Source organism: Demequina oxidasica (assembly GCF_000975115.1).
In the GTDB taxonomy this organism is placed as follows: Bacteria; Actinomycetota; Actinomycetes; order Actinomycetales; family Demequinaceae; genus Demequina; species Demequina oxidasica.
In genome coordinates, this window is record NZ_BBRE01000001.1 from 73,186 (window position 1) to 96,131 (window position 22,946).

Genomic DNA, 22,946 nt, shown 5'->3' on the forward strand with positions numbered 1-22,946 from the left:
TGGTTGTCGCCGGGTTATGAGTCGCGCCTGGGACTTGCGACAATGGCAGGCATGTCCCCCGACGCCGATGCCGCTAAGTCGCCTCAGCGACCCGCGCCTAAGAACGATGCTGGACGTGAGCGCGGCAACGGTCAGGGTGACCGTAGCAAGCGCAGCAACAGGCGCGGAAAGCAAGACCACGGTCGCGACCGCAGGAACGATCAGCGTCAGCGCCCTCAGCGCGTGACTCAGAAGGAACTCGACACCGCCGCGGCTAAGCGCGCCGCCGTCACGCTCGAGCCCATCGTCTTCCCCCCGGAGCTGCCCGTCTCCGCTCGCCGCGAGGATATCGCCGCAGCAATCCGCGACCACCAAGTAGTGATCGTGGCCGGCGAAACCGGCTCCGGCAAGACCACCCAGATCCCCAAGATCGCACTCGAGATGGGCCGCGGCCGCGCCGGACAGATCGGCCACACCCAGCCCCGCCGCATCGCCGCCCGCTCAGTCGCGGAACGCATCGCCGAGGAACTCGGCACCGACCTCGGCAACGTGGTCGGCTATCAGGTGCGTTTCACCGACCAGTCGTCGGAGCAGACCCTCGTCAAGGTAATGACCGACGGCATCCTGCTTGCCCAGATCCAGCGCGACCCAGAGCTGCTGGCCTACGACACCCTGATCATCGATGAGGCGCACGAACGCAGCCTCAACATCGACTTCCTACTCGGCTACCTCACCAACTTGCTCCCCCGCCGCCCGGACCTCAAGATCATCATCACGTCGGCGACCATCGACTCGGCCCGCTTCTCGCGCCATTTCGCGCGTGGCGGCCCACTGCCGCCTCTCGAGGACGAACGACAGCCGGACGATGCCGCGGTCCCCGACTCCAAGCCGTCGCCTTCTCTCACGGACCGCGCGGACGACCGCGCCGCCCCGGTGATCGAGGTCACCGGCCGCACCTACCCGGTGGACATCCTCTACCGCCCGCTCGAGGGCGAATCCAAGAAGGACGAGAAGGACCTCATCACCAGCATCGTCGACGCGTGCGACGAGTTGTCGACGTGGGGCAACGGCGACATCCTGGTGTTCCTGTCCGGCGAGCGCGAGATCCGCGACGCGGCGGACGCACTCGAGGGACACTACGGTGCCCGGGCCCGCGACCCGCGCCACCCGCAACGAGTCGAGATCCTGCCGCTGTACAGCCGCCTCAGCGCGGCGGACCAGCACAAGGTGTTCTCGAGCCACACGGGCCGGCGCATCGTGCTCGCCACCAACGTCGCCGAGACCTCCCTCACCGTCCCCGGCATCCACTACGTGGTGGACCCCGGCACGGCCCGCATCTCGAGGTACTCCAAGGCCACTAAAGTCCAACGCCTTCCCATCGAGCCCATCTCCCAAGCGAGCGCCAACCAACGCTCGGGACGCGCGGGACGCCTCGCGGACGGCATCGCGATCCGCCTGTACAGCCGCGAGGATTTTGAGACTCGCCCGCCATTCACCGAGCCCGAGATCCTGCGTACGTCGCTTGCCTCCGTGCTGCTGCACATGATCAGCGTGGGAGTGGTGTCCTCTCCAGCGGATGTGGCCGACTTCCCGTTCGTTGAGTCGCCAGAAACGAGCGCGATCCGTGACGGCGTGCAACTTCTCGAGGAGCTCGGCGCAGTCACCGCCGGCAAGGGCGTGCACGCGCGCACCGTGCTGACGGACGTGGGTCGCAAACTCGCGCGCCTGCCCATCGACCCACGCCACGCCAGAATGATCGTCGAGGGCTCGCGCCGTGACGTGGCCCGCGACGTCGCGGTAATCGCCGCCGCGCTGTCTATCCAGGATCCTCGCGAGCGCCCCACCGAGCAGCGCGACAAGGCCGACCGCGCGCACGCCCGCTTCGCGGACCCCGCGTCGGATCTGCTGTCGTACCTCAATCTGTGGGAGTACTGCCGCGAGCGCCAGCAAGAGCTCTCCGGAAGCGCGTTTAGGCGCATGTGCAAGGCCGAGCACCTGAACTTTCTACGCATTCGTGAGTGGCAGGACCTGGTCGCCCAGATTCGCCAGCAGGCGCGGCCGCTCGGCATCGACATCCATCACCGTGCCCCTACCCCACTGGTCGACGACCCCAAGCCGGCCGATGCATCGGCTGGGAAGGGCGATGTCGCCAAGAATAGCGGCGGCAAGGCAAGCGCCACGAGGAAAAACGGCGACGATGCCCCCGGTTCGATCCGTCACGTGTGGAACGACGAGGCGATTCACCGCTCGGTGCTCGCGGGGCTGCTGTCGCACATCGGCATGCAGGAGACAGCCGCGCCCAAAGCGTCATCCTTCGCTCACCTCAAGGGCAGTGCGCGCGAGGCCGCGGTCCGCCGCGCCAAGAAGCAGGGTCGCAACGACTACATCGGTGCACGGGGGGCGCGGTTCGCGATCTTCCCCGGGTCTGGCCTTGCCAAGAAGCCGCCTGCGTTCATCATGGCGGCCGAGCTCGTGGAGACCTCGCGACTGTGGGCGCGTGACGCGGCCCGTATCCAACCCGAATGGGCCGAGGAACTCGCCGGCCCGCTTGCCAAGAAGACACATTCCGAGCCGCATTGGTCCACCAAGCGTGGCGCTGCGCTCGCCCGCGAGAAGGTGCTGCTCTACGGCGTGCCCATCGTCACGGATCGCACGGTGCTGTGGGCGCAGGTGGATCCTGAGGCCGCGCGCGACATGTTCATCACTCACGCGCTGGTGCAAGGAGAGTGGACCACGCACCATAGCTTCTGGAACGACAACCAGCGGGTCCTGGCGGAGGCCGCAGACCTCGAGGCCCGCTCGCGCACGCGCGGGCTCGTCATTGACGAGGAGGCAATCTTCGCGTTCTACGACGAGCGCATCCCGGCGCAGGTAGTTTCCGCCGCGCACTTCGACAAGTGGTGGAAGGACGCGCGCCGCGAAAATCCGGACCTGCTCGCCTTCTCACTGTCCCAGTTGGCGCCCGAGGCCGGTGAGACGGACCCTAGCGAGTTCCCGTCGGACTGGCCGCAGGGCGAGCTGACGCTCCCGTTGACGTACCAATTTGAGCCCGGCACCGATGCCGACGGCGTCACTGTTCATATCCCCATTGAGGTACTGCCGCAGGTGGGCGTGGACGGCTTCGACTGGATGGTCCCCGGGCTTTTGGACGAGCTCGCGACAGCGACCATCAGGGCTCTACCCAAAACAATTCGCAGGCTGCTGGTTCCTGCGCCTGACACAGCACGTGAGGTGCTCGGCTGGCTCGACGCGCACACCCCGGAGTGGGCGGACATCGCGCGCGCCGGAGACATGGCGAACTCGTTCCAGACTGAATTTAGTCACGCCGTGCGCGACATCCGCGGCGTCGACATTCCGGACGACGCGTGGGATGAGGCCACCGAGCGCCTGCCCGCACACCTGCGGATGACATTCCGTATCGAGGAGACCGTGTTCGAAGCCGGCCGCGGGGGCCGCACCCGCGAACGCGTGGAGGTGGTGGGTGAGTCGAGCGACCTCATTTCACTGCAGCGCCAACTCGCCGACCGCGCCCGCGCCGCCGTACAGAGCGCAGTGCAGAGCACGCGCCCGAGTGCGAGTATTTCATCGCCGAACCGCTCCGAGATGCCTCACCCGACGCCCAGCACCAAGAACGAGCACGCCGGCACCCGACCCGGGTCGCCCTCCACGGTGGCCGCTCCGGTGGGCGAGGCTGCGCAGGACGCATCATCCGCCCCGGAAACCAATTCTCCGGACTCCGTGGACACCGCGTCGCTCCCCCGTAGCATCGACGAGCAGCCTCGCCTCACGACGTGGCCTGCAGGCCTTCCCCATGGCGCTCTACCCGCTGAGGTGGCCACACAGGTGGGGGCGCTCATTGTCCGGGGCTACCCCGGCATCGTCGAGGAAGGCACCGCTCCGTCCGTCACCGCCGCACTACGGGTGCTCGCCGACCGCACTGCCCGGGATTCAGCCCACGCGCGCGGCGTGCGCCGACTCCTGACTGAAGAGGCCGCGCTGGGCACCAAGCGCATTACTTCTCGCTGGACGGCAACCGAGTCGCTCACCCTCGCGGCGTCGCCCTATCGCTCCACCGAAGCGCTGGTGGCCGATCTTCAGTTTGCGGCCGTGTGGGCTCTGACCACTCCCGATGCCCCGGCGCCCCCCGCATCGGCCGCCGGTATTGACGCGACAACAGTGCGCGACGCCGACAGCTACGCCAAGGCCCTCGCACACGTTCGCACCAACCTCGAGGATGAGGTCTACGCGCTGGTGGGACGAATCGTGCCCGCACTAGCGGCAGGACGCGACATCGATGTAGGCGTGGCGAATACTTCGAGCCTCGCGATGCTGCCCATCCTCGCGGACGTGCGCGACCACAAGGCCGAACTACTCACCGACGGCTTCCTCGCGCGCACTGCACCGCACCGCATTCGCCACCTGGCGCGATACCTGCGCGCGGACGTCCACCGGCTCGACAAGGCTCCCTCCGACCCTAACCGCGACGCCGAGCGCCTGTGGCAGCTCCGGGGCGTCGTGGACGAGGTGGCCGCCGCGCGTGCCGAGTACGACGCTGGCAAGAGCAACGCCGAACGCGAGCAGCAACTCGAGCAGGCGCGCTGGATGCTCGAGGAGTTGCGAGTGTCGCTCTTCGCGCAGCAACTCGGCACCGACGGACCAGTGAGCGACAAGCGCATCCGAAAGGTGCTCCATGGCTGACACGACACCCAACCAGAGCGCCGGCTCCGATGGTGACGAAGAGGCGGTTACTGATCGCACGTCTCAGGCCCGCGCGTGGCTGACCTGGACCGGCCGCGTCGTCTCCGTCGCCGCCCTCGCAGTCGTGTTGTGGGCCTGCCTCACGGCTTGGGGCGCGATCGTGCACGGGCACCCGGCCTATGCGATCCTGCTGACCCTCACTGTCATCTGCGCCGCGTGGGCGCTGTGGCGCTCGTACACGGCGCGCACTCGCACGTCGGGCTGGCGGCTCGCACTGCGCATCGTGCTCCTCGTGGCAGCGATCATCTGGGTCGTGCTCATGTGGTGGCTGCGGCCCTTCACTGCTCACGAGCCCGCACTGAGCGCGATGGAATCCAACCACGATGTGACCGTGACGGAAACCGCTACCCAGATCGTCATGACGCCCACCGGGACGCCAAGCACTCTGGGAGTGTTCTTCCAGCCCGGCGCGAAGGTTGAAGCACGCGCGTACGCTGCGGTCTTGCGGCCGCTTGCGTATTGGGGGTACACGGTGGTGATACCCAAGCAGCCCCTCGGTATCGCGTTCCTCGCTTTGCCCGCGTTCGATGAGGCGCGCCCCCACCACCCCGAGATCAACCAGTGGGTGGTAGGCGGGCACTCGCTCGGTGGCACAGTGGCGGCAATGGAGGCCGATGCCGGTGACACCGATGCACAAGCCCCCGCCGTGGGACTGATGTTTTTTGCGTCCTACCCCGCGGGCGACATCAGCGAGTCGCTCACCGCGTCAGTGCTCTCCGTCTCCGGCTCACAGGACGGGCTGTCTACCCCCGCGAAGATAGCCGCCTCGCGCGCGGACCTCCCGGACGACGCTAAGTTCACGGAGATCGAGGGTGCGTCACACGCGCAGTTTGGTGACTATGGCCCGCAGCCAGGCGATGGCGTGCCGACGATTAGCAATGCGGCGGCACGGTCAGAGATTGTGAGCGCCGCGCTGGAATGGGTGGTGGCCCTCGCACCTGAGCCGAGTTAGCCTGCCGCCAACTAGAAGCTGACGACCTTGTAGGCGTCGTGGTGCATGATCCCCTCGTCGAGGTATCCATCGCCAAAGGCCGTGTAGCCAAGGCGAGCGTAAAAGTCCATGGCCTGGTCCTGCGCACTGAGCTCGACGCGCACCTCTCCGGAGGCGCCGTGACGCTCGAGCGCGGCCTCCTCGAGGAACTCCATCACCGCACGCCCCGCGCCGGTGCCCCGAGCTTGCTTGATCGCGGCCACGCGGCCGATGTGCGGCAGCGCAGGATCCATGTTGCCGTGGGAAGTTCCAGCACCATGAGACGTGTCCGTGTGCGGAGCCAGCAATCGCCCCACTGCTAGCGGGGTGCCATCGTCCGCGTAGGCCACACAGTGCAGCGTGCGTGGGTCGTCGTCGAGGTTGTCTCGTTCAGACTCGGGATCCACGGCCTGCTCGTCCACGAAGACCGCAAAGCGAATCGAGAGTGCATCGGCGAACTCCGCCTCATTGGTAACCGCCTGTACGCGCATCGGCGCCTTTCCTTTCCCGGCGCGAGGCGCCCACGTCATCCGGCTAGGAGGCTCGGAGCTTCTCGAGTGCGGAGGCCAGGTCCTCGGGGTACTCGCTCGTCACGCGCAGCTCGCCGCCGCGCGTGGGGTGCTCAAATGCGAGCTCCTTCGCGTGCAGCCACTGACGCTTGAGACCAAGGCGCTTCGCCTGAGTCGGGTCCGCACCATATTGCAGGTCACCTACGAGCGTGTGCCGCATCGCGGTCATGTGCACGCGGATCTGGTGCGTGCGCCCGGTCTCAAGGTGGACCTCGAGCAATGACGCCGCGGGGAACATCTCCATCACTTTGTAGTGCGTGACGGACGGGCGGCCACCCTCGATGACGGCGAACTTGAAGTCGGAGGACGGGTGGCGGCCAATGGGTGCGTCGATGGTGCCCTCGGTGGGGTCCATGTGACCCTGCGCGATCGCGTGGTAAATCTTGTCGACCGTGCGTTCTTTGAAAGCCCGCTTGAGCGCGCTATAGGCAGCATCGGACTTGGCCACCACCATGAGCCCCGACGTGCCCACGTCGAGTCGGTGGACAATCCCCTGGCGCTCGGGCGGGCCGGCATCGGCAAGCGTGTGACCGCTCGCGGCAAGCGCGCCCACGACGGTGGGGCCCTCCCAGCCGGGAGATGGGTGCGCCGCAACGCCCACGGGCTTGTTGACGACCAGCAGGTCATCATCCTCGTACACCACCTCGAGCCCACCGGGTACGGCGGGCTCGGGGCCACGCTCGCGCTCGTCGGGAATGGTGATCTCGAGGACTCCCTCGCCAATACGAGAGGACTTGCCGAGCTCGATGCCATCCTGGGTGGCCGCGCCAGCAGCAAGCAGGTCTGCGCACTTGGTGCGGCTGAGGCCGAGCATGCGCGACAGGGCTGCGTCGGCGCGATCTCCCACTAGCGAGTCGGGAACGGGAAGATAACGGGTTTCACTCACTGGGACGCGCCTCTGGGCTGGTGGTTTCGCCAGCGCCGGGCGCGTCGGAACCGGCGGCCGCATCGGCGTTGGGAGACGTTTTGTCTGTGTCACTGCTGGCGGGTGCAAGCAAGTTCTTTCCTAGGATCCCCATCAGTACCACCACGATGGCCGCGCCAACAATGGCGATATCCGCGATGTTGCCGACAAACCAGCCGTTGTAGTTGATGAAGTCGACCACGTGGCCTTGTCCAAAACTGGGTGCTCTGAAGAGGCGATCAATTAGGTTTCCGATCGCGCCGCCCAGCCCGATGCCAAAGATCCACACAGCCGCGGTCGTCTGCGCGCGACGAGCGTAATAGACGATGGCGGCGCTCACGATGAGCGCGACGATGGTGAGTAACCACGTCGTGGAGTTACCGAAGGAGAACGCGGCGCCAGAGTTGAAGACCAACTCGATTCCCAGCCAGTCACCCAGCACGGGGTGCAGTTCACCGGGCACAAGGTTATTGAGCACCCACTGCTTAGAGAGTTGGTCTGCGAGAATCACGCCGCCTGCGACCAGCCAAAGGGCTGGTCGCCAGGTCAACGCCGCTCCTCGCGCTGCTTACAGGTAACGCAGTGAGAAGCGCGCGGGAATGCCTGCAGGCGGGCCTTGCCGACACCCTTGCCACATACCCGGCATACACCGTACTTGTGCGCCTTCACACGGCGCAGCGCGTCAACGCTTTGCTCTAGCATGTCGCGCGTGTTGTTGACGATGCTCATCTCCTGCTCACGCTCGAGCGCGGTGGATCCAGCATCAGCCTGATCGTCACCCGCGCCCTCGGAGGTGTGGAGAAGATCGTCAAGCTCAGTCTCGGTCGCGTGGAACTCAGCGACCAGCCGCTCGACGTCAGAATTGAGGGTCTTAACAATGTCGCGGAGCTCCGCAACCTTCCATGGCTCGTCGCCGTCGCGGACGGGGAGCTCCTTCGCGTCAGCCGGCTTAATAACAGCCGGATCGACCACGATGATGTCTATGTCAGTGCTCGTCATTCCTCATCCTCGATTGTCTCCAGTGGAGTGAGACTAGTCCCGTTTGTCCCCAGACGCAAAGCGCCGCACCGCTACGTTAGCGGTGCGGCACCTCGCGTGCTGAGTTTTACTAGAAAGCGGTGGGGTAACGCGGTGGCTCCTCGCCGTCACCCTCGGCAACGTCACCGGCACTCACAATGGGGTGCTGCGCAGTCACCGGAGCGAACGGATTTGCGAAGTTCCTCGCCTCACCCTGGTCATCGCTCTGCGTGTTCTGCGCGGGGGGCTGGTAACCGAAGCTCTGGCGTACAGGCGGATCTTCTACCGCGGGGGCGTCGACGCCGTCGCTTTGCTGGGCGTCGTCACCATCCGTAGAAACTGACTCGCCGCCCTGCACCTCGGGCGTGAACTCCTTCGCTGGCGCCACGGAGTCTTCCTCCGCGTCATCGTCCGCAGAGGCATCGTCATCCGCAGCGTTGCCCTCGGGCCACTGCACGGCAGCCGCGGACGGAACAGCTCCTGCGGCATCATCGGACGACTGAGGGGTCGCCGCGGCCTCACGAGAGGTGCCGTGGTCGAGGTCGCCAAGGAGGTTTTCGAGGAACGTCTTAATGCGGGCTCGGTAGTCGCGCTCAAAGCGACGCAGGTCATCGATTTTGCGCTCGAGATCGCCGCGCTCAGCGGCCAAGTCGTCCATGCGACCCTTCGCGTCCTGTTGCGCCTGCTCAACGATGGACTCGGCCTTGGTCTTGGCCTCGTCGATGATGCGGTCCTTCTCCTCCTCGCCAGCGTTGACGTACTCGTCGTGGAGCTTCTGCGCCATGGCGAGCATGCCTGCGGGGCTGGGCGGGTTGGGGTCCGTTGCGGCACCGAGGAGTCCCGACGTGCCGGGCACGCCGCCTGCCTCGGTGAGCGGTGCGGCCTCGACTCCCTGCGGTGCACCGCCGCCTGCTTGAAGGCGGGCTGCGAGGTCATCGCGCTCGGCGATCAGCGAGGTGATGGTGTGCGCCACCTCGTCGAGGAAGTCATCAACTTCGTCCTGGTCGAAGCCTTCGCGGTACTTGGTCTTTGAGAACGCCTTGTTAAGGACGTCTTCAGCGGTGAGCAATGCCATCTCGTCTACCACCTATTACAGTCGGCCGGCCGCGAGTGGGCCGGGGCAGGATCAATTTTTCGGTCGGACATCAAACGCGTCATTCACAATTCACTCTACTCACTTACGTATCGGCACGCACTTGAGTCACCGTGAGCCCTATGTCGGGATGTATGCCAGCGCTACACGCAACATGAACAGCGCGACGAACACGATGAGCATCGACAGGTCAATGCGCATCTGGCCCAGAGTGAGCGGCGACACAAAGCGGCGCACAAACTTGAGCGGCGGGTCCGTGACGGTGAACACTGCTTCCGTCAGCACCAACATCACCCCCGTGGGGCGCCAGTCACGGGCATACGCCATGACAAAGCCAAGCACGATGCGCCCAAAGAGACACAACGTAAAGAGGAAAATGACGAAGTCGGCCGCGTTTACGAATACTTTCACGCAGTGAGCCTAACCGAGCCTAGGCCTGATTGAAGAATGCCTGATCCTCTTGGTGGGGGTCCGAGTCCATCCCGATCTCAACGTGCGCGGGCGACAGCAGGAACACCGCAGTCGTGACGCGCTCGATGGAACCGTGCAGTCCAAAGGAGAGACCCGCGGAGAAGTCGACGAGGCGTTTGGCGTCGGCATCGGACATCTCGGTGAGGTTCATGATGACGGGCACACCCTGGCGGAACGCCTCTCCAATCAGACGCGCGTCGTTATACGAGCGCGGCTTGATGGTCTGGATGCGGCGCAGCTCCGCTGCGGACATCGGTGCGGGGGCAGCCTCGCGGTGGCGATCGTGGCGCTCGGCGCGCGATCCCTTCTGCTTGACCTCTGACACGTCGTGGAGGTTCGTCACTGGCGCGAGCTCCTCTTCTGCGTAGTCGTATTCCTCGTGCTCGCTTACGTCGAACCCGAGGTACTGAATTGCCTTTCGCATTGCGCTCATGGCACTCCCCTTAATCACATCAGTTGGCACGAAAAGTTATGTGTTCTCACGGTACGGCGACTGCCTGACTTCACCGGCGCGACACGCCGCGATTATCGTGCGCCGCGTGCGGAACCTGTGGGTCCTTCGCACACAATGACGCCGGCCTGCCGTCCCGTCACTCCTTCTCTGCGGTGCGAAAAGTAGAGTTCATCCTCGTAGGTGCAGGCGGCAGACCTGACGATCTCACCAAACCCAAATTCCGCCAGCCGAGACTCGATCGCGCGAGGGATGTCGAGAGCCGCGGTGCCCTGCCGCGTCGAGGCACGTGCCGCGGGGTGGCGCGACGCCACCCTTTCCCGCATATCCAAGGGGACTTCGTAGCATCGGCCGCAAATTGACGGCCCGATGCTGGCGGTGAGCAGCGCGCCGTCAGACCAGCCGCCACGCAGGTCAAAGATCGCTGCTATAGCGGCGTCGATCACGCCCCGATACAGCCCCTCGCGCCCGCAGTGCACCGCGGCCACCGCGCCCGATGCGCCGTCGTGGATCAGCACGGGCGCGCAATCTGCCGCAATCGCCCCCAGGGCGACTCCGGCATCGGTCGCCACAAGGACATCCGCGAGGGGCAAGGTTTGCGTTTGAGCCGTCACATGTTCGACGGCGATACCGTGGGCCGCGTTGAGAAACGCGACGGGAACGCCGGCCCGTTCTGAGACGATGCGGCGGTTGCGTTGCACCGCGTGCGCATCGTCCCCGACGTGATCGGCGACGTTGAGAGACTCGTACGGAGCCAGGCTGACGCCTTCCGCACGGGTAGTGAAGAACGCGGTGACGGGAAGCCCCGCATCGCCCGGATGCAAACCAGAACGGCCGTGACCGGGCACTAGCGCGCCCCGGCCACGACTCGAGTGGGTGAGATCAGCGAATCAGCGCAGGAACTCCGGCACGTCAAGCGCGTCGTCCTCTTCCTTGGTCGCTGAGATGTCAATTGCGTCCGTCTCCGGCGCGGCCTCGTGAGACGCGGTCGCCTGCGGGGCGGAATGGAACGTCACTGGGATAGCGTCCGCCTCGATGGGGGCGTCGACGGGCTCAAGTTCCGCAGCGGCGACTGCCGCTTCGCCCTGGCCGTCAACGCTGCCGAGTGCACCCTCGTGCTTGCGGAACGGCGGCGAGCCTCCGTCGAAGCCGGCGGCGATCACGGTGATGCGAAGCTCGTCGCCTAGTGAGTCGTCGATTACGGTACCGAAGATGATGTTTGCCTCGGGGTGAGCGGCCTCACGCACCAGGCGGGCGGCCGTCTCGACCTCCCGGATGCCGAGGTTGGAACCACCCGCGACGGAGAGGAGCACGCCGTGTGCACCCTCGATGGAAGCCTCGAGAAGCGGTGACGCGATGGCTCCCTCGGCGGCTGCGAGCGCTCGTCCCTCGCCGCGCGACGAACTCACTCCCATGAGCGCGGTGCCCGCACCCTGCATGACAGACTTCACGTCGTTGAAGTCGACGTTGATAAGGCCCGGTGTGGTGATCAGGTCGGTAATGCCCTGGACGCCGCCCTGTAGCACCTGGTCGGCCGCCGCGAACGCACCCAGCACGCTGAGTTCCGCGTCCGCGATGTCGAGTAGACGGTCATTGGGAATGACGATGAGGGTGTCGACTTCGTCACGCAGATTTTTGATACCGGCGTCGGCTTGGTCGGAGCGGCGCGCGCCTTCGAAGCCGAACGGGCGGGTCACGACACCAACGGTCAGCGCACCGAGGCCGCGCGCGATCCGTGCCACCACGGGTGCGCCGCCGGTGCCGGTGCCGCCACCCTCACCAGCGGTGACGAAGACCATGTCGGCGCCGCGCAGTGCCTCCGCGATCTCCTCTTCGTGGTCCTCCGCCGCGCTCTTGCCCACCTCGGGGTCGGCGCCAGCGCCCAGTCCCCTGGTGAGCTCGCGGCCGATGTCGAGCTTGACGTCGGCGTCCGACATCAGGAGCGCCTGGGCATCGGTGTTGATCGCGATGAACTCGGCGCCCTTAAGGCCTACATCGATCATGCGGTTGACGGCATTAACGCCGCCTCCGCCGACGCCGACGACCTTGATGGCGGTGATGTAATTCTGCGGTGCAGCCATGATGTTCTCCCCTAAACATTAACCCTCTACCTGAAGGTTATAGTTATGTCAACTAGATCCACCACGAAGGTACGTCCAGCCAACGGACCAGCGGCGCATTGACGCGCGTGTCGCCGATAATCGCGGCGCTATTTTCTTGCCGCGCGCCGCGACTCGCTCGAGCGTCTACTTAGACGTGATGGGTAGCGTAGGCGCACTGACGTCGATGACCTTGGCGTCATCCGCATCGCCGGAGTTCAGCAGCACCTCGAGCACCCTCGCTTTGAGCGCCGACTGCTCTGAGCTGCCCCACTCGACCCGCGGCCCCTTGCGCAACGTGAAAGTGACGGAGTCCTCGGTCGCGGCCTTGATATTGTCCACGCGCCGGCTGACCTCGACGGGCAACTGATCGACCACGCCGAGCACCGACTTCAGCACCCGCACGTTGTCCTCTCCTACCGGCACCTCGATCGCGGGCAGGTTGTCGGGAGCCTCGTCGGAGCGGCCCACCTGCACGGCCTCGTCGTCGATCAGCAAATATCCGCCCTCGGGGTCTGGCACCGCCGCGACGGGCTCTCGCGACTCAATAGTCACGGCCAACCCCGCCGGCCATTCACGCTCGATGTGCACTGCTCTGACACCAGGGACGTCACGAATCTCGTTCGCGAGGTGAGTGGTGTTTAACAACGCTAGCGACGTTCCCTCGTGCGTGGCGATTGCATCGTCGACCGCCGCGGGGTCCACGACGGTTCCAAACCCGCTGGCCTCAACCTTGGCCGGATCCAGAGCGAACACCGGGGATAGTAGTAGTAGCCATACGGCGAGCACCGCGGTCCCCACATACGCGGCACGCTTGGCCCACTTGATAAGCAGAACACGATTCTTGGCCTTGGACCGCTCGCGTAGCCGCTCCTGCATGCGCGTGGTCACGTTGCCGAGCGCGGCCTTTGAATGGTTAATGGTGGCAGCCAGCGGCGACAGTGCCTCCGCCTCGCCCTTGTTGTCCGGGCCCTTGCGAATCTGGCTCGACGTGACGATCGCCACGCGCGACCATGCGCCGGGGGCTTTCGCGTCAACACCGTCCTTGCCTGCCTCGGAAGGCCGCGGCGCGCTCGGGGGACGGGCGACGATCCTGGTGGTGCTCACCGGGACGGATTCCGTTGCGGCCGATGCCGTGGCCGTGGACTTCTTGGGCGCTCGCTTGGGCATCGCCGGCTTGCCGGTGCGCGGCTTCGCGGCAGGTCCGCTGGTGCGCGGCGACACGGGCTTGCGCGACGTGGAGGGGGCGGCCTTAGAGCCAGTCTTGCGCGCTCCCCCACTGCTGGGCGCGGCGGGGCGCTGCTTGGCGCCTGGAGCGGGGCTTGACTGCTTTGGTGACGGGGGGCGGCGCTGATCAGTCACTGGTCGCCGCCGTTGCTGGCGTCGAGCCCAGTGGAGTCTCCCGCCGTGCGTCGCTCGAGCGCGCCAAGGATCCAGTCAGCCGCGAGAGTCACCGTGCCCGAGCCAACTGTCAGTACCGTGTCGCCCGGGCGCACCAGGCTCGCGGCAACCCCGGCGGCATCGGCCAGGTCCTCGACCACTGTCACCGTCGATCCCGCACCGGGCACCACCTGGTCGGCGATGAGCTGTGAGTTCACGCCCTCAATAGGGTCCTCGCGGTCGCCGTGCACACCGGCGATCACGACGTCAACGTCGTCGAGAGACAGCGCGTGGGCAAAGTTGCCAGAGTGTGCCTGCGTCCTCGTAAACAGCGCCGGCTGGAAAAGCACCACCATGCGTCCCACGCCTGATTCGCGCGCGGCGCGTAGGACCGCGGTGACCTCGGTGGGGTGATGAGCGTAGTCATCGATCACCTTGACGTCGTCCACCATTCCACGCAGCTGGTAGCGCCGGCCGGTGCCGGCGAACGTCGCGAGCGCCTCGGCTGCGCGGCGCGGGTCAGCTCCCACCTGAGTAGCCGCGATCCAGGCCGCGGCGGCGTTGAGCCGGTTGTGGTCACCAGGCATCGTCAGTGCGGTGGGGAAGGTCTCACCATCGCGAGTCATCGCGGCGTCGCCCACCACCACGTCGGTGTCCGCGGCGAGTCCGTAGGTGACCACAGCATCGGCCGCGTGTCCGGAGGCGTCCGAGATGCGTACGGCGTGCGCATCGTCCCCGCACACTACGAGTGCGTTGGCCGCAGTAGCGAACGTGGTGTACGCGTCCTCCATCGCCTCGACGGTGCCGTAATAGTCCAGGTGGTCGGGCTCAACATTGAGAAGGATCGCGACGTCGGCGTCGTAGCGCAGGAACGAACCATCGGATTCGTCGGCCTCGACCACCGCGATGCCGGCCGAACCCGCGTATCCGCCCGCCACTGCGCCTTCAATGCCAAAGACTCGCGCGCCCACGGCATAGCTCGCGTCGATTCCGCAGTGGTGCAGGACGTGCGCCACCATCGCCGACGTAGTGGTCTTGCCGTGCGTACCGGCGACCGCAATGATTCGCTGTCCTTTGAGCGCACGCACGAGCGCCTCTGATCGGTGCCACACGTCAATTCCCAGCTCGCGCGCGCGAGCAAGTTCGGGGTTGGTCTCGCGGATGGCCGTCGAGATCACGACGGCACGCGCTCCCTCAACCAACGCTGGGTCGTGGCCCACTCGGACGTCCATGCCGGCGTCGCGCAGGGCGCGGAAATAGGCGCTCTCGCCCCGGTCCGAGCCGCTGACGCTGTAGCCACGCGCGGCAATGAGCCGGGCGACGGCGGACATACCGGAGCCGCCCACGCCAATGAAATGAACTCGTTCGCTAGTTGTCAGGGTGTCTTGACTCACGCCGCGGCCTCTTCGATCATGTCGGCGAGCCGGCTCGCACCGTCGGCGATGCCGACTGTGGCTGCGGCTGCCCGCATGGCTGCAGCAACTTCCGCGTCCAGCACCATGCGCTCGGTCGCGAGCACGAGCTTCTGAGGGGTGAGGTCACCGTCATCGATCAGCTGGGCGGCTCCTGCTTCCACCGCGCCACGGGCGTTGAGCGCCTGCTCCCCATTGCCGTGAGGTAGCGGTACGTAGAGCGCGGGGATACCCATCGCGGTGGTCTCCGCCACCGTGCCCGCTCCGCTTCGGCACACCACTGCATCCGCCGCCGCAAGGGCGGTGGCCATGTCGTGCACGTACTCGTGGACGGCGTAGCGATCGCGCACCGTGGCCTTGAGATCGCCCTTGGCCCGCAGCGCCTCGTCATCCTTGCCCCGGCCCGTGGCATGAAGCACATACAGCCCGTGATCGAGCAGAGTAGGGACGGCCTCGACGACGGCGGCGTTAACGCTCGCGGCACCCTGCGACCCGCCGGTGACGAGCACCACCGGGGCATCCACGGGCCAGCCGAGGGACTCCCTCGCAGCGGCACGAGCCGAGTCTCGCGATGCGGGCGAACTCAGCGTACGGGCGAGGTCAGTAATTTCCGGGCGCAGCGGCAGTCCGGTCTCGACGGCGCCTTTGAGGGGCGTGTCGGCGAAGGTGACGGCAATGTTCGCCGTGAAGCGCGCGCCGAGCTTATTGGCCATGCCCGGGCGGACGTTTCCCTCGTGCACCACCATCGGCACCTTGAGGCTACGAGCCGCAACGTAGGCGGGCGTGGAGACGTACCCACCGAACCCCACCACGGCATCGGCGTTGGTGGAGCGGATCGCGTCCTTGGCGGCGCGGACGGCGGCGTTCCAGCGCCCGGGGAAGCGGAACATGTCGCCCGATGGCCGGCGCGGCATGGGAACGCGCGGCACCACGAGGAGCGGCAGACCTGCACGGGGCACGAGGTCCTGCTCGAGGCCCTCTGCGGTGCCCAGCACGGTCACGGAATGCCCGCGACGAGTGAGCTCGGAGGCGGTCGCCAGCAGCGGGTTGACGTGCCCGGCCGTGCCACCCCCTGCAAGCAGGAATGACTTAGCCACGGCGCCCCCTCGACAGCACGGTGAGAGAACGCTTGATCACCGAGGGGCGTGCGGCGAATGCCTCCTGCGCGCCAGGCTCGTGTCTGGCGAATGCCATGAGTACACCCAGCGCGGTCATAGACATGATCAGTGACGAACCTCCGGAGGAGACGATCGGCAGCGGCACACCGGTGACGGGAGCCAGGCCCACCACCACCGCGATGTTGACGCAGGCCTGGCCAACGATCCAGACGCCGATCGCGGCTCCTGCGATCTGTACAAAGGGATCGCGCGAGCGGCTGACGATGCGGGTCACCGCGATGACGATCATCGCGAAGGCGAGCAGGACCAACACCGTGCCGATGAGGCCATACTCCTCGCCGAGCACTGCGAAAATAAAGTCGTTGTCGGCGGCGGGAAGGCCGCCCCACTTCTCGCGACTCATGCCGGGGCCAAGGCCCCACAGCCCGCCGGAGGCCAACGCCCACGTGCCGTGCGTAGTCTGCTGGCACGCCGCTTGAATGTCGCAGCCCTCGGGCTCCAGGAATGTCTGGATGCGGTCAAGCCTGGTATCGCCGATGTTGACGAGCGCGAGAATTCCTACCCCACCCAAGACTGCGAATAAGCCAAAAAACCTAGCGGGTAGCCCGGCCACCCAATACGCGGCCGCGATCATCATGGCCATCACCATTGCCGTGCCCATGTCGTGTCCGGCCAGAACGAGTGCCAGGACGATGCCGGCGCCGATCCCCCCGGGAACCAGCGCACGCTTAAGGTTGGTGAGCTCATTGCGGAAGGTGGCCAGCACCACGCCCAGATACAACGCGATGCCGAGCTTGCCGATCTCGGAGGGCTGCATGGTGATCGGTCCGACCTTGAGCCAGTTCTTGTTGCCACCGGAGGATGTGCCAGCGACGTATACGAGCATCAGAAGGGCGATGGAGCCGAAGAGTATCCACGGAGCCAACCGCTTCCACATCTTGACGCTAAGCCGCGAGCCGATGATCAGGGCAACAAGGCCCACGGCCATCGCCATGGCTTGGACCATAAACAATGCGTAAGGGTTGCCGTCGGTCTGACGAATGGACAGAATCGAGGAACTCGACAGCACCATCGCGAGGCCCAACACCACCAGAATGGTGGTCGCAGCGACCAGCAGGTAATAGGAGGTAGCGGCTGATCGCGTCGGAGATGCGGCTGCATCACGCTTTGATGCGGTTGCCGTCATGCCCGGTCCTATCTCCCTAGCGCCCCCACCGCCTGAGCGAAGGCTTCCCCGCGATCCGCGTAACTGCGGAACTGATCCATTGATGCGCAAGCCGGAGACAGCAAAACCGTGTCGCCCGCCCGTGCCACGTCGCGCGCGGCCTCAACTGCCCGCGCCATCACAGTGTCCCCCGGTTCAATGCGTGTCACAGGGATATCTGCCGCGTGTCTCGCGAGCGCCTCGCTCAACGGCACAGGGTCGACGCCGATGAGTACCACCTCCCGCACACGCGGGGCAACGGACCGGATCAGGTCGTCGAACTCTTGGTCCTTGTCCAGCCCGCCGGCGATCCACACCACGGACTTTTCCTCGCGCCCGCCGAAGGCAGCAATGACGGCGTGCGCGTTGGTCGCCTTCGAGTCGTCCACGAACGTCACCCCGTCAATCTCCCGTACCGTCGCGGTGCGGTGAGCGTCAAGGGAGAAGGCGCGTAACCCGTCGCGCACGGCCGACGTGGGCACACCGGCGGCGCGAGCCAGCGCAGCGGCACAGAGTGCGTTGAAAATTAGGTAGGGCGGCACGGCGCCAGACACGAGGTGTTGCAGGTCCTCAACGTGGCCAAGCTCAAGCGCCTCGGTGCGGCGGTTGTCGGTGAAGGCCCTCTCGCACAGCACGCCGTCCACGACGCCGAACTGCGAGATGGCAGGTGCTCCGAGAGTGACGCCGATGGCGCGGCAGCCGTCCTGCACATCCGCATCAGCGACCATTGCCTCGATACTTGCGTCGTGCGCCGGATACACACACGCCTTCTCGACATTGCGATAGACGCGTGCCTTGGCGGCCCGGTAACTCTCGATGCCGCCGTGCCAGTCAGTGTGGTCATCGTCGACGTTGAGCGCGACGGCAGCAAGCGGCGCAATGGTAGAACTGAAGTGGAGTTGCAAGCTGGCGATTTCCACCGCGACCAGGTCGTGCTGCTCGCGCCCTGCGGCGATCACTGGCACTCCCATGTTGCCGCACACTGCGACATCCAGGCCTGCGGCCGCTGCAATGGTGCCCACCATCTGCGTGGTCGTGGTCTTGCCGTTGGTACCGGTAATCAGCACCCAAGGCACGCCCTGGCGACGCACGCGCCACGCGAACTCCATCTCGGACCAGATTTCCAGCCCCGCGGCCTCGCAAGCAAGGACGGCCTCGCTGTGCGGCGAGAAGCCCGGGGAAGCCATGACGACATCGAACGTGGTGAGGTCCACTTCGGCGATGCTCGTTGCATCGGCGTTGCCGTTGGCGTCGACCGTAGACACGGTCGCCCCCAAGTCGAGCGCGGCCGCGCGGGCCGAGGTCCCCGCGACGCCCACGCCCAGAATCAGGACGTGCTTGCCCGCTAGCGTCACAGCGAACTGACCCATTCCGCATAGAACAGTCCCATGCCGATGCCGGCACAGAGCCCCGCGATGATCCAGAAGCGGATCACGATGGTGACCTCACCCCAACCCATCAGCTCGAAGTGGTGATGCAGTGGCGCCATTTTGAAGATGCGTTTGCCCGTGAGTTTGAAGGAAGCAATCTGCAGCACCGAGCTCATCACGATGATGACGAACAGGCCGCCGATGACGCCACCCAGAATCTCAGTACGCGACACGATAGTGAGGCCGGCAATCGCGCCTCCAAGGGCGAGCGAGCCGGTGTCGCCCATGAAAATCTTTGCGGGACTGGCGTTCCACCACAGGAAGCCAAAGCACGCCCCCGCGATGGCCGCAGACAGGATCGCCAGGTCACCCGGGTCGCGCACCTCGTAGCAGAGACTGCTGCTGTCGCTGAGCCCGCATATCTGGTTGCCCTGCCAGATGTTCAAGAGCACGTACGCACCAAAGAACACGATCGAGGCGCCGGTAGCGAGTCCGTCCAGGCCGTCGGTCAGGTTGACCGCGTTGGACCATGCGGTGATGAGGAAGTTTGACCACACGATGAACAGGATGAGGCCCACAGCCGGTCCCCAGTACGCGAGGTCAAGCGCGGTGTCGCGCAGAAACGACACGGACGTCGAGGCAGGTGTCAGTCCCTCACCGTTGGGGAACTGCAGCGCCAAGATGCCGAAGGTGATGCCGACGACGCCCTGGCCAAGAAACTTCCACCGCGCGCGCAAGCCGAGCGAGCGTTCGCGAGTAATTTTGATGCCATCGTCCAGGAAGCCCACCAGCCCCAGGCCCACCATGAGGAAGACCACCAGAATCGACGATGCGTTGGGTAACTTCCCGGTCGCGAGGTTAGCGACGAACCAGGCTATGACCGCCGCCAGAATGATGACGATGCCGCCCATGGTGGGCGTTCCACGCTTGACGTGGTGGCTCGCAGGCCCATCCTGGCGAATGAACTGACCGTATTGGCGCTGCGTGAGGTACCGAATGAGCAGGGGCGTCCCCAAAAGGGACAGCACCAGCGAAATCGCTCCCGCAGCTACGACCGCTCTCATTCATTCACTCCCACAAGTTGGTCGGCTAGCTTCCACAGTCCCGCACCGTGCGATGCCTTGACCAGCACGGTGTCTCCGGCAGTCAGACGCTCGTCAACAAACGCCCGTGCCTCCCCAATCGTAGCGACCCAGGCAGCCTCGTCGCCCCACGACCCTTCGCGCACGGCAGATGTAAATGCGGGTCGCGCACCCGCGCCAACCACCAACAGGTGGTCCACGCCCAGGCGGACCACGTCGAGGCCGATGTCGCTGTGCGCGTCAATCGAGGCGTCACCCATCTCCAGCATCTCGCCAATGACCGCAAACGTGCGGCCTTTGGATCCGACAGCCATCAGGGCCCGCAGCGCGGCGCGCATGCTCTCGGGGCTCGCGTTATATGAGTCATCAATCACGGTAACGCCATCCGCGCGGTTCGTGACCGCCATGCGATGGGCTGACAGCGGCCGCGCTGCGGCCACTGCGTCTATCGTCCTGTAGTACTCCATCCCAGTCGTCAGCGCTACGGCGATGGCCGCGAGCGCATTGGTCACATGGTGCTCACCTACAAGACCCAGGTGGATCGCGTAGGGCACCGCGCCGTCCACAAATCCATCGCTAGCGGAGTCTCCCCCGCCCTGGCCGGGATCATCCGGGTCGTGGAAACTGGCGCTCGACGCGAACAATGCCTGCACAATGGGGGTGAACTCCGCGCGCCCGTCCACGAGGCGCGCGCGAGAAGCGATCAGGCTTACGCCAGTGTCCTCTGTCGCACCGAAGGTCCGTACGGTCAGGCTCTTGTCATGGACCGCGGGGACGTCGCGCATCCCCGCTACCCGCGCATCGTCCGCGTTGAGCAAGACCGTACCGCCGGGGATGACGCCGTCAATGATCGTCGACTTTTCCGCGGCCAACGCATCAATATTGCCGTAGCCGCCCACGTGTGCGGTGCCAACCGTAAGAACTACCGCGACATCGAGCGGCGCGATCGACGTCAGGTAGGCGATGTCTCCGGGCGCGCTGGCACCCATCTCAAGGACCAGGTGACGGGTCGAGGCATCCGCGCGCAGCACCGTCAGCGGCAGCCCGATCTCGTTGTTGAAGCTACCAACCGGTGCCACCACGTCGGGAAGCACCTGAGCGAGCAGGTCCTTGGTGGTGGTCTTGCCGTTCGAGCCGGTGATGCCGACTACGGTGAGGTCGCCCTCGACCCGCAGCAGCGCGAGGTACGCGCGAGCCAGGCGACCCAGGGCCTCGGTCACGTCGTCCACCATGATGTGCGGAGCGCCCACCGGCTGCTGCACCAGGCACAGGGTAGCGCCGGCCGCAATAGCGTGGTCCACGTAGTCATGGCCGTCGACTCGGTCGCCAATGAACGCTGCGTACAGCGCACCGGGTTCGACGTCGCGGGTGTCCTTCTCCACAGAGTCGACGCGCACGTCGACGTCCGCGACGAGCGTCCCGCCCACTGCATTCGCAACCCACTGCGCCGTCAACTGCCTCATGACTCTCCCCTAGTGCTAGCGCCGCTACCGCCTGCGCGGTCGGCGACTATGCGTTCGTGTGCCTGCAGGTAGGCATCGCGATCGTTGTAGCGGTAAAACACGCCCGCGATCTCCTGCGTGGGCTCGTGGCCCTTGCCAGTCACGATGACCGAGTCTCCCGGTCCACCGAGGCGCAGCCCGTACTCGACAGCGGCCACTCGCGGCTCGACCTCGTGAACGTCCGCGAGATCCGGTCGCACTTTCTCGATTCCCGCACGGATCGCTGCTCGCACGGCGGCGGGCTCTTCTGAGCGTGGGTTCTCATCGGTGAGGACGATGACGTCGGCGAGCCGGGCGGCGATCTCGCCCATGACCGGTCGCTTGCCCTGATCCCGGTCGCCGTCAGAGCCGAAGATGAGGATGAGGTTGCCAGGTGTGATGGGTCGCACCCCCTCGAGCGCGAGCGTCAGGGCATCGGGCGTGTGAGCGTAGTCGACGATCGCGAGCGGGTCGACGTCGCTACGTTCGATGACGCGCTCCATGCGGCCCGGGACGCCGTGCGCGGTGGCCACACCCTCGATCGCGGCGGCCAAATCGATGCCCGCGGCGTGCGCCGTCACGATGGCAACCATGGCGTTCGACACGTTGACGAGCCCGGGCAGCGGGCTGTGCGCCTCGTGGAGCACGCCTTGCGGGTCGCGGAAAGTGAACCGCGAGCCCACCCCGTCAAGTCCAACATCCGCATCAGTCACGGCCCAGTCGGCCGATGCCGCGGCGGCTACCGCTTCCTCGTCGCCTGTTCTGTCGGGACGCGTGGCGACGGTCTCGACGGGAATCTGCACCTCGCGTGCGAGTTGCCTGCCCCACTTGTCGTCCACATTGATGACTCCGCGCCGGGCCCGGCCGGGGGCGAACAGTTTGGCCTTTGCCTTGAGGTAGTTCTCCATGGTGCCGTGGAAGTCCAGGTGGTCCCACTGAAGGTTGGTGAAGACTGCCACGGAGAAGTCTGCGCCGCTGATGCGCTCGAGCTCGGCGGCGTGCGAACTGACCTCGGTGATGGCGGCAGTCGCGCCTTCCTCGCGCATGCGGGCGAGCAGCGCGTGAAGGACCGGCGCCTCGACCGTCGTGCGCGGGCTCTCGATCGCCTCGTTGCCAATGCGCAATTCGACCGTGCCCATCAGTCCCCGGTGCGGGTGTCCCGCAGCGAGCGCGTTGTCGATGAAGTAGCTCGTGGTGGTCTTGCCGTTCGTGCCTGTCACGCCAACAAAAACGAGGTCGCGTGAGGGGTCACCGTAGACAAGCGCCGCAGCCTCGCCCATGGCGAGCCGCGCATCGGCCGCTACCAAGACAGGAACACCAATGTTGGACAATTGTGCGGCGCCGGCCTCGTCGGTAAGCACCGCTACCGCACCACGCGCTACAGCATCGGCCGCATACACTGCGCCGTGTCGGTTGAAGCCCGGGAACGCGCCAAAGAGGTCACCGGCGGCGACGTGCTTGGAGTCAACGGTTGCACCGGTCACCCTCACGTGCGCGGCTTCGGCACCGAGTTCGGTGATGCTGGCGCGGTTGGCAACGTCCGCCAAGGTGGTGGACGGAACACTGGCGGGCCGTAGCGCCATCTCAG

General features: G+C 65.9%; 19 protein-coding genes. 2 read left to right on the forward strand and 17 right to left on the reverse strand.

What is annotated here, in order from left to right; translation table 11 throughout:
- Positions 1 to 51: 51 nt before the first annotated feature.
- Together hrpA and AOP77_RS00390 are read left to right on the forward strand one after the other, a co-directional pair.
- Positions 52 to 4,677: an ATP-dependent RNA helicase HrpA gene (gene hrpA, locus AOP77_RS00385; protein WP_084622388.1), complete on the forward strand. Its 4,626-nt coding sequence runs from the start codon at positions 52 to 54 to the stop codon at positions 4,675 to 4,677.
- Positions 4,670 to 5,689: an alpha/beta hydrolase gene (locus AOP77_RS00390; protein ID WP_062207868.1), complete on the forward strand. Its 1,020-nt coding sequence runs from the start codon at positions 4,670 to 4,672 to the stop codon at positions 5,687 to 5,689. The genes hrpA and AOP77_RS00390 overlap by 8 nt, the downstream gene beginning before the upstream one ends.
- An 11-nt stretch (positions 5,690 to 5,700) precedes the next feature.
- On the opposite strand, the gene AOP77_RS00395 is transcribed toward AOP77_RS00390, so the two are convergent.
- The 17 genes from AOP77_RS00395 to AOP77_RS00475 all read right to left on the reverse strand — a co-directional run bounded on the left by AOP77_RS00395 (position 5,701) and on the right by AOP77_RS00475 (position 22,941).
- Positions 5,701 to 6,198, reverse strand: a complete 498-nt coding sequence (locus AOP77_RS00395) for a GNAT family N-acetyltransferase (protein ID WP_062207871.1) — start codon at positions 6,196 to 6,198, stop codon at positions 5,701 to 5,703.
- A 43-nt stretch (positions 6,199 to 6,241) separates the two neighbouring features.
- Positions 6,242 to 7,162, reverse strand: a complete 921-nt coding sequence (locus tag AOP77_RS00400) for an RluA family pseudouridine synthase (RefSeq protein ID WP_062207876.1) — start codon at positions 7,160 to 7,162, stop codon at positions 6,242 to 6,244.
- A complete protein-coding gene (gene lspA, locus AOP77_RS00405) occupies positions 7,155 to 7,730 on the reverse strand; it encodes a signal peptidase II (protein WP_084622055.1) in 576 nt (191 codons plus the stop codon). Before lspA ends, AOP77_RS00400 begins: the two co-directional genes overlap by 8 nt.
- Positions 7,727 to 8,179 (reverse strand): TraR/DksA family transcriptional regulator, encoded by a 453-nt coding sequence (locus AOP77_RS00410; protein ID WP_062207886.1) that lies wholly within the window; start codon positions 8,177 to 8,179, stop codon positions 7,727 to 7,729. Before AOP77_RS00410 ends, lspA begins: the two co-directional genes overlap by 4 nt.
- Positions 8,180 to 8,288: 109 nt before the next feature.
- Positions 8,289 to 9,272, reverse strand: a complete 984-nt coding sequence (locus AOP77_RS00415) for a DivIVA domain-containing protein (RefSeq protein WP_062207888.1) — start codon at positions 9,270 to 9,272, stop codon at positions 8,289 to 8,291.
- A 138-nt stretch (positions 9,273 to 9,410) separates the two neighbouring features.
- Complete coding sequence (locus AOP77_RS00420) at positions 9,411 to 9,701, reverse strand: YggT family protein (RefSeq protein WP_062207891.1); 291 nt, start codon at positions 9,699 to 9,701, stop codon at positions 9,411 to 9,413.
- 19 nt (positions 9,702 to 9,720) lie between these two features.
- Complete coding sequence (locus tag AOP77_RS00425; protein WP_062207894.1) at positions 9,721 to 10,194, reverse strand: cell division protein SepF; 474 nt, start codon at positions 10,192 to 10,194, stop codon at positions 9,721 to 9,723.
- Between the two features lie 92 nt (positions 10,195 to 10,286).
- On the reverse strand, positions 10,287 to 11,060 hold the full coding sequence (locus tag AOP77_RS00430; RefSeq protein ID WP_062207897.1) for a purine nucleoside phosphorylase YfiH/LACC1 family protein: 774 nt from the start codon (positions 11,058 to 11,060) through the stop codon (positions 10,287 to 10,289).
- A gap of 42 nt (positions 11,061 to 11,102) precedes the next feature.
- Entirely contained in the window at positions 11,103 to 12,293 is a 1,191-nt protein-coding gene (gene ftsZ / locus AOP77_RS00435; protein WP_062207900.1) for a cell division protein FtsZ, read from the reverse strand.
- A gap of 165 nt (positions 12,294 to 12,458) precedes the next feature.
- A complete protein-coding gene (locus AOP77_RS00440) occupies positions 12,459 to 13,673 on the reverse strand; it encodes a cell division protein FtsQ/DivIB (protein ID WP_062207903.1) in 1,215 nt (404 codons plus the stop codon).
- On the reverse strand, positions 13,670 to 15,085 hold the full coding sequence (gene murC, locus AOP77_RS00445) for a UDP-N-acetylmuramate--L-alanine ligase (RefSeq protein WP_236685720.1): 1,416 nt from the start codon (positions 15,083 to 15,085) through the stop codon (positions 13,670 to 13,672). The genes AOP77_RS00440 and murC overlap by 4 nt, the downstream gene beginning before the upstream one ends.
- A complete protein-coding gene (gene murG, locus AOP77_RS00450; protein ID WP_062207909.1) occupies positions 15,082 to 16,200 on the reverse strand; it encodes an undecaprenyldiphospho-muramoylpentapeptide beta-N-acetylglucosaminyltransferase in 1,119 nt (372 codons plus the stop codon). The genes murC and murG overlap by 4 nt, the downstream gene beginning before the upstream one ends.
- Positions 16,193 to 17,407, reverse strand: a complete 1,215-nt coding sequence (locus tag AOP77_RS00455; RefSeq protein ID WP_062207912.1) for an FtsW/RodA/SpoVE family cell cycle protein — start codon at positions 17,405 to 17,407, stop codon at positions 16,193 to 16,195. The genes murG and AOP77_RS00455 overlap by 8 nt, the downstream gene beginning before the upstream one ends.
- Before the next feature lie 8 nt (positions 17,408 to 17,415).
- A complete protein-coding gene (murD, locus tag AOP77_RS00460) occupies positions 17,416 to 18,795 on the reverse strand; it encodes a UDP-N-acetylmuramoyl-L-alanine--D-glutamate ligase (protein WP_062207915.1) in 1,380 nt (459 codons plus the stop codon).
- Entirely contained in the window at positions 18,777 to 19,859 is a 1,083-nt protein-coding gene (gene mraY / locus AOP77_RS00465) for a phospho-N-acetylmuramoyl-pentapeptide-transferase (protein WP_062207917.1), read from the reverse strand. Before mraY ends, murD begins: the two co-directional genes overlap by 19 nt.
- Entirely contained in the window at positions 19,856 to 21,340 is a 1,485-nt protein-coding gene (locus tag AOP77_RS00470; RefSeq protein WP_062207920.1) for a UDP-N-acetylmuramoyl-tripeptide--D-alanyl-D-alanine ligase, read from the reverse strand. Before AOP77_RS00470 ends, mraY begins: the two co-directional genes overlap by 4 nt.
- Positions 21,337 to 22,941 (reverse strand): UDP-N-acetylmuramoyl-L-alanyl-D-glutamate--2,6-diaminopimelate ligase, encoded by a 1,605-nt coding sequence (locus tag AOP77_RS00475; protein ID WP_084622389.1) that lies wholly within the window; start codon positions 22,939 to 22,941, stop codon positions 21,337 to 21,339. Before AOP77_RS00475 ends, AOP77_RS00470 begins: the two co-directional genes overlap by 4 nt.
- Between the last annotated feature and the right edge of the window lie 5 nt (positions 22,942 to 22,946).

Excerpts from the sequence above, each read along its gene's own strand:
- murD (WP_062207915.1), bottom strand. The coding sequence starts at position 18,795 with ATGGGTCAGTTCGCTGTGACGCTAGCGGGCAAGCACGTCCTGATTCTG.
- AOP77_RS00475 (WP_084622389.1), bottom strand. The coding sequence starts at position 22,941 with ATGGCGCTACGGCCCGCCAGTGTTCCGTCCACCACCTTGGCGGACGTT.
- AOP77_RS00470 (WP_062207920.1), bottom strand. The coding sequence starts at position 21,340 with ATGAGGCAGTTGACGGCGCAGTGGGTTGCGAATGCAGTGGGCGGGACG.
- AOP77_RS00425 (WP_062207894.1), bottom strand. The coding sequence starts at position 10,194 with ATGAGCGCAATGCGAAAGGCAATTCAGTACCTCGGGTTCGACGTAAGC.
- AOP77_RS00390 (WP_062207868.1), top strand. The coding sequence starts at position 4,670 with ATGGCTGACACGACACCCAACCAGAGCGCCGGCTCCGATGGTGACGAA.
- hrpA (WP_084622388.1), top strand. The coding sequence starts at position 52 with ATGTCCCCCGACGCCGATGCCGCTAAGTCGCCTCAGCGACCCGCGCCT.
- AOP77_RS00410 (WP_062207886.1), bottom strand. The coding sequence starts at position 8,179 with ATGACGAGCACTGACATAGACATCATCGTGGTCGATCCGGCTGTTATT.
- ftsZ (WP_062207900.1), bottom strand. The coding sequence starts at position 12,293 with ATGGCTGCACCGCAGAATTACATCACCGCCATCAAGGTCGTCGGCGTC.
- AOP77_RS00455 (WP_062207912.1), bottom strand. The coding sequence starts at position 17,407 with ATGACGGCAACCGCATCAAAGCGTGATGCAGCCGCATCTCCGACGCGA.
- AOP77_RS00395 (WP_062207871.1), bottom strand. The coding sequence starts at position 6,198 with ATGCGCGTACAGGCGGTTACCAATGAGGCGGAGTTCGCCGATGCACTC.
- AOP77_RS00415 (WP_062207888.1), bottom strand. The coding sequence starts at position 9,272 with ATGGCATTGCTCACCGCTGAAGACGTCCTTAACAAGGCGTTCTCAAAG.
- mraY (WP_062207917.1), bottom strand. The coding sequence starts at position 19,859 with ATGAGAGCGGTCGTAGCTGCGGGAGCGATTTCGCTGGTGCTGTCCCTT.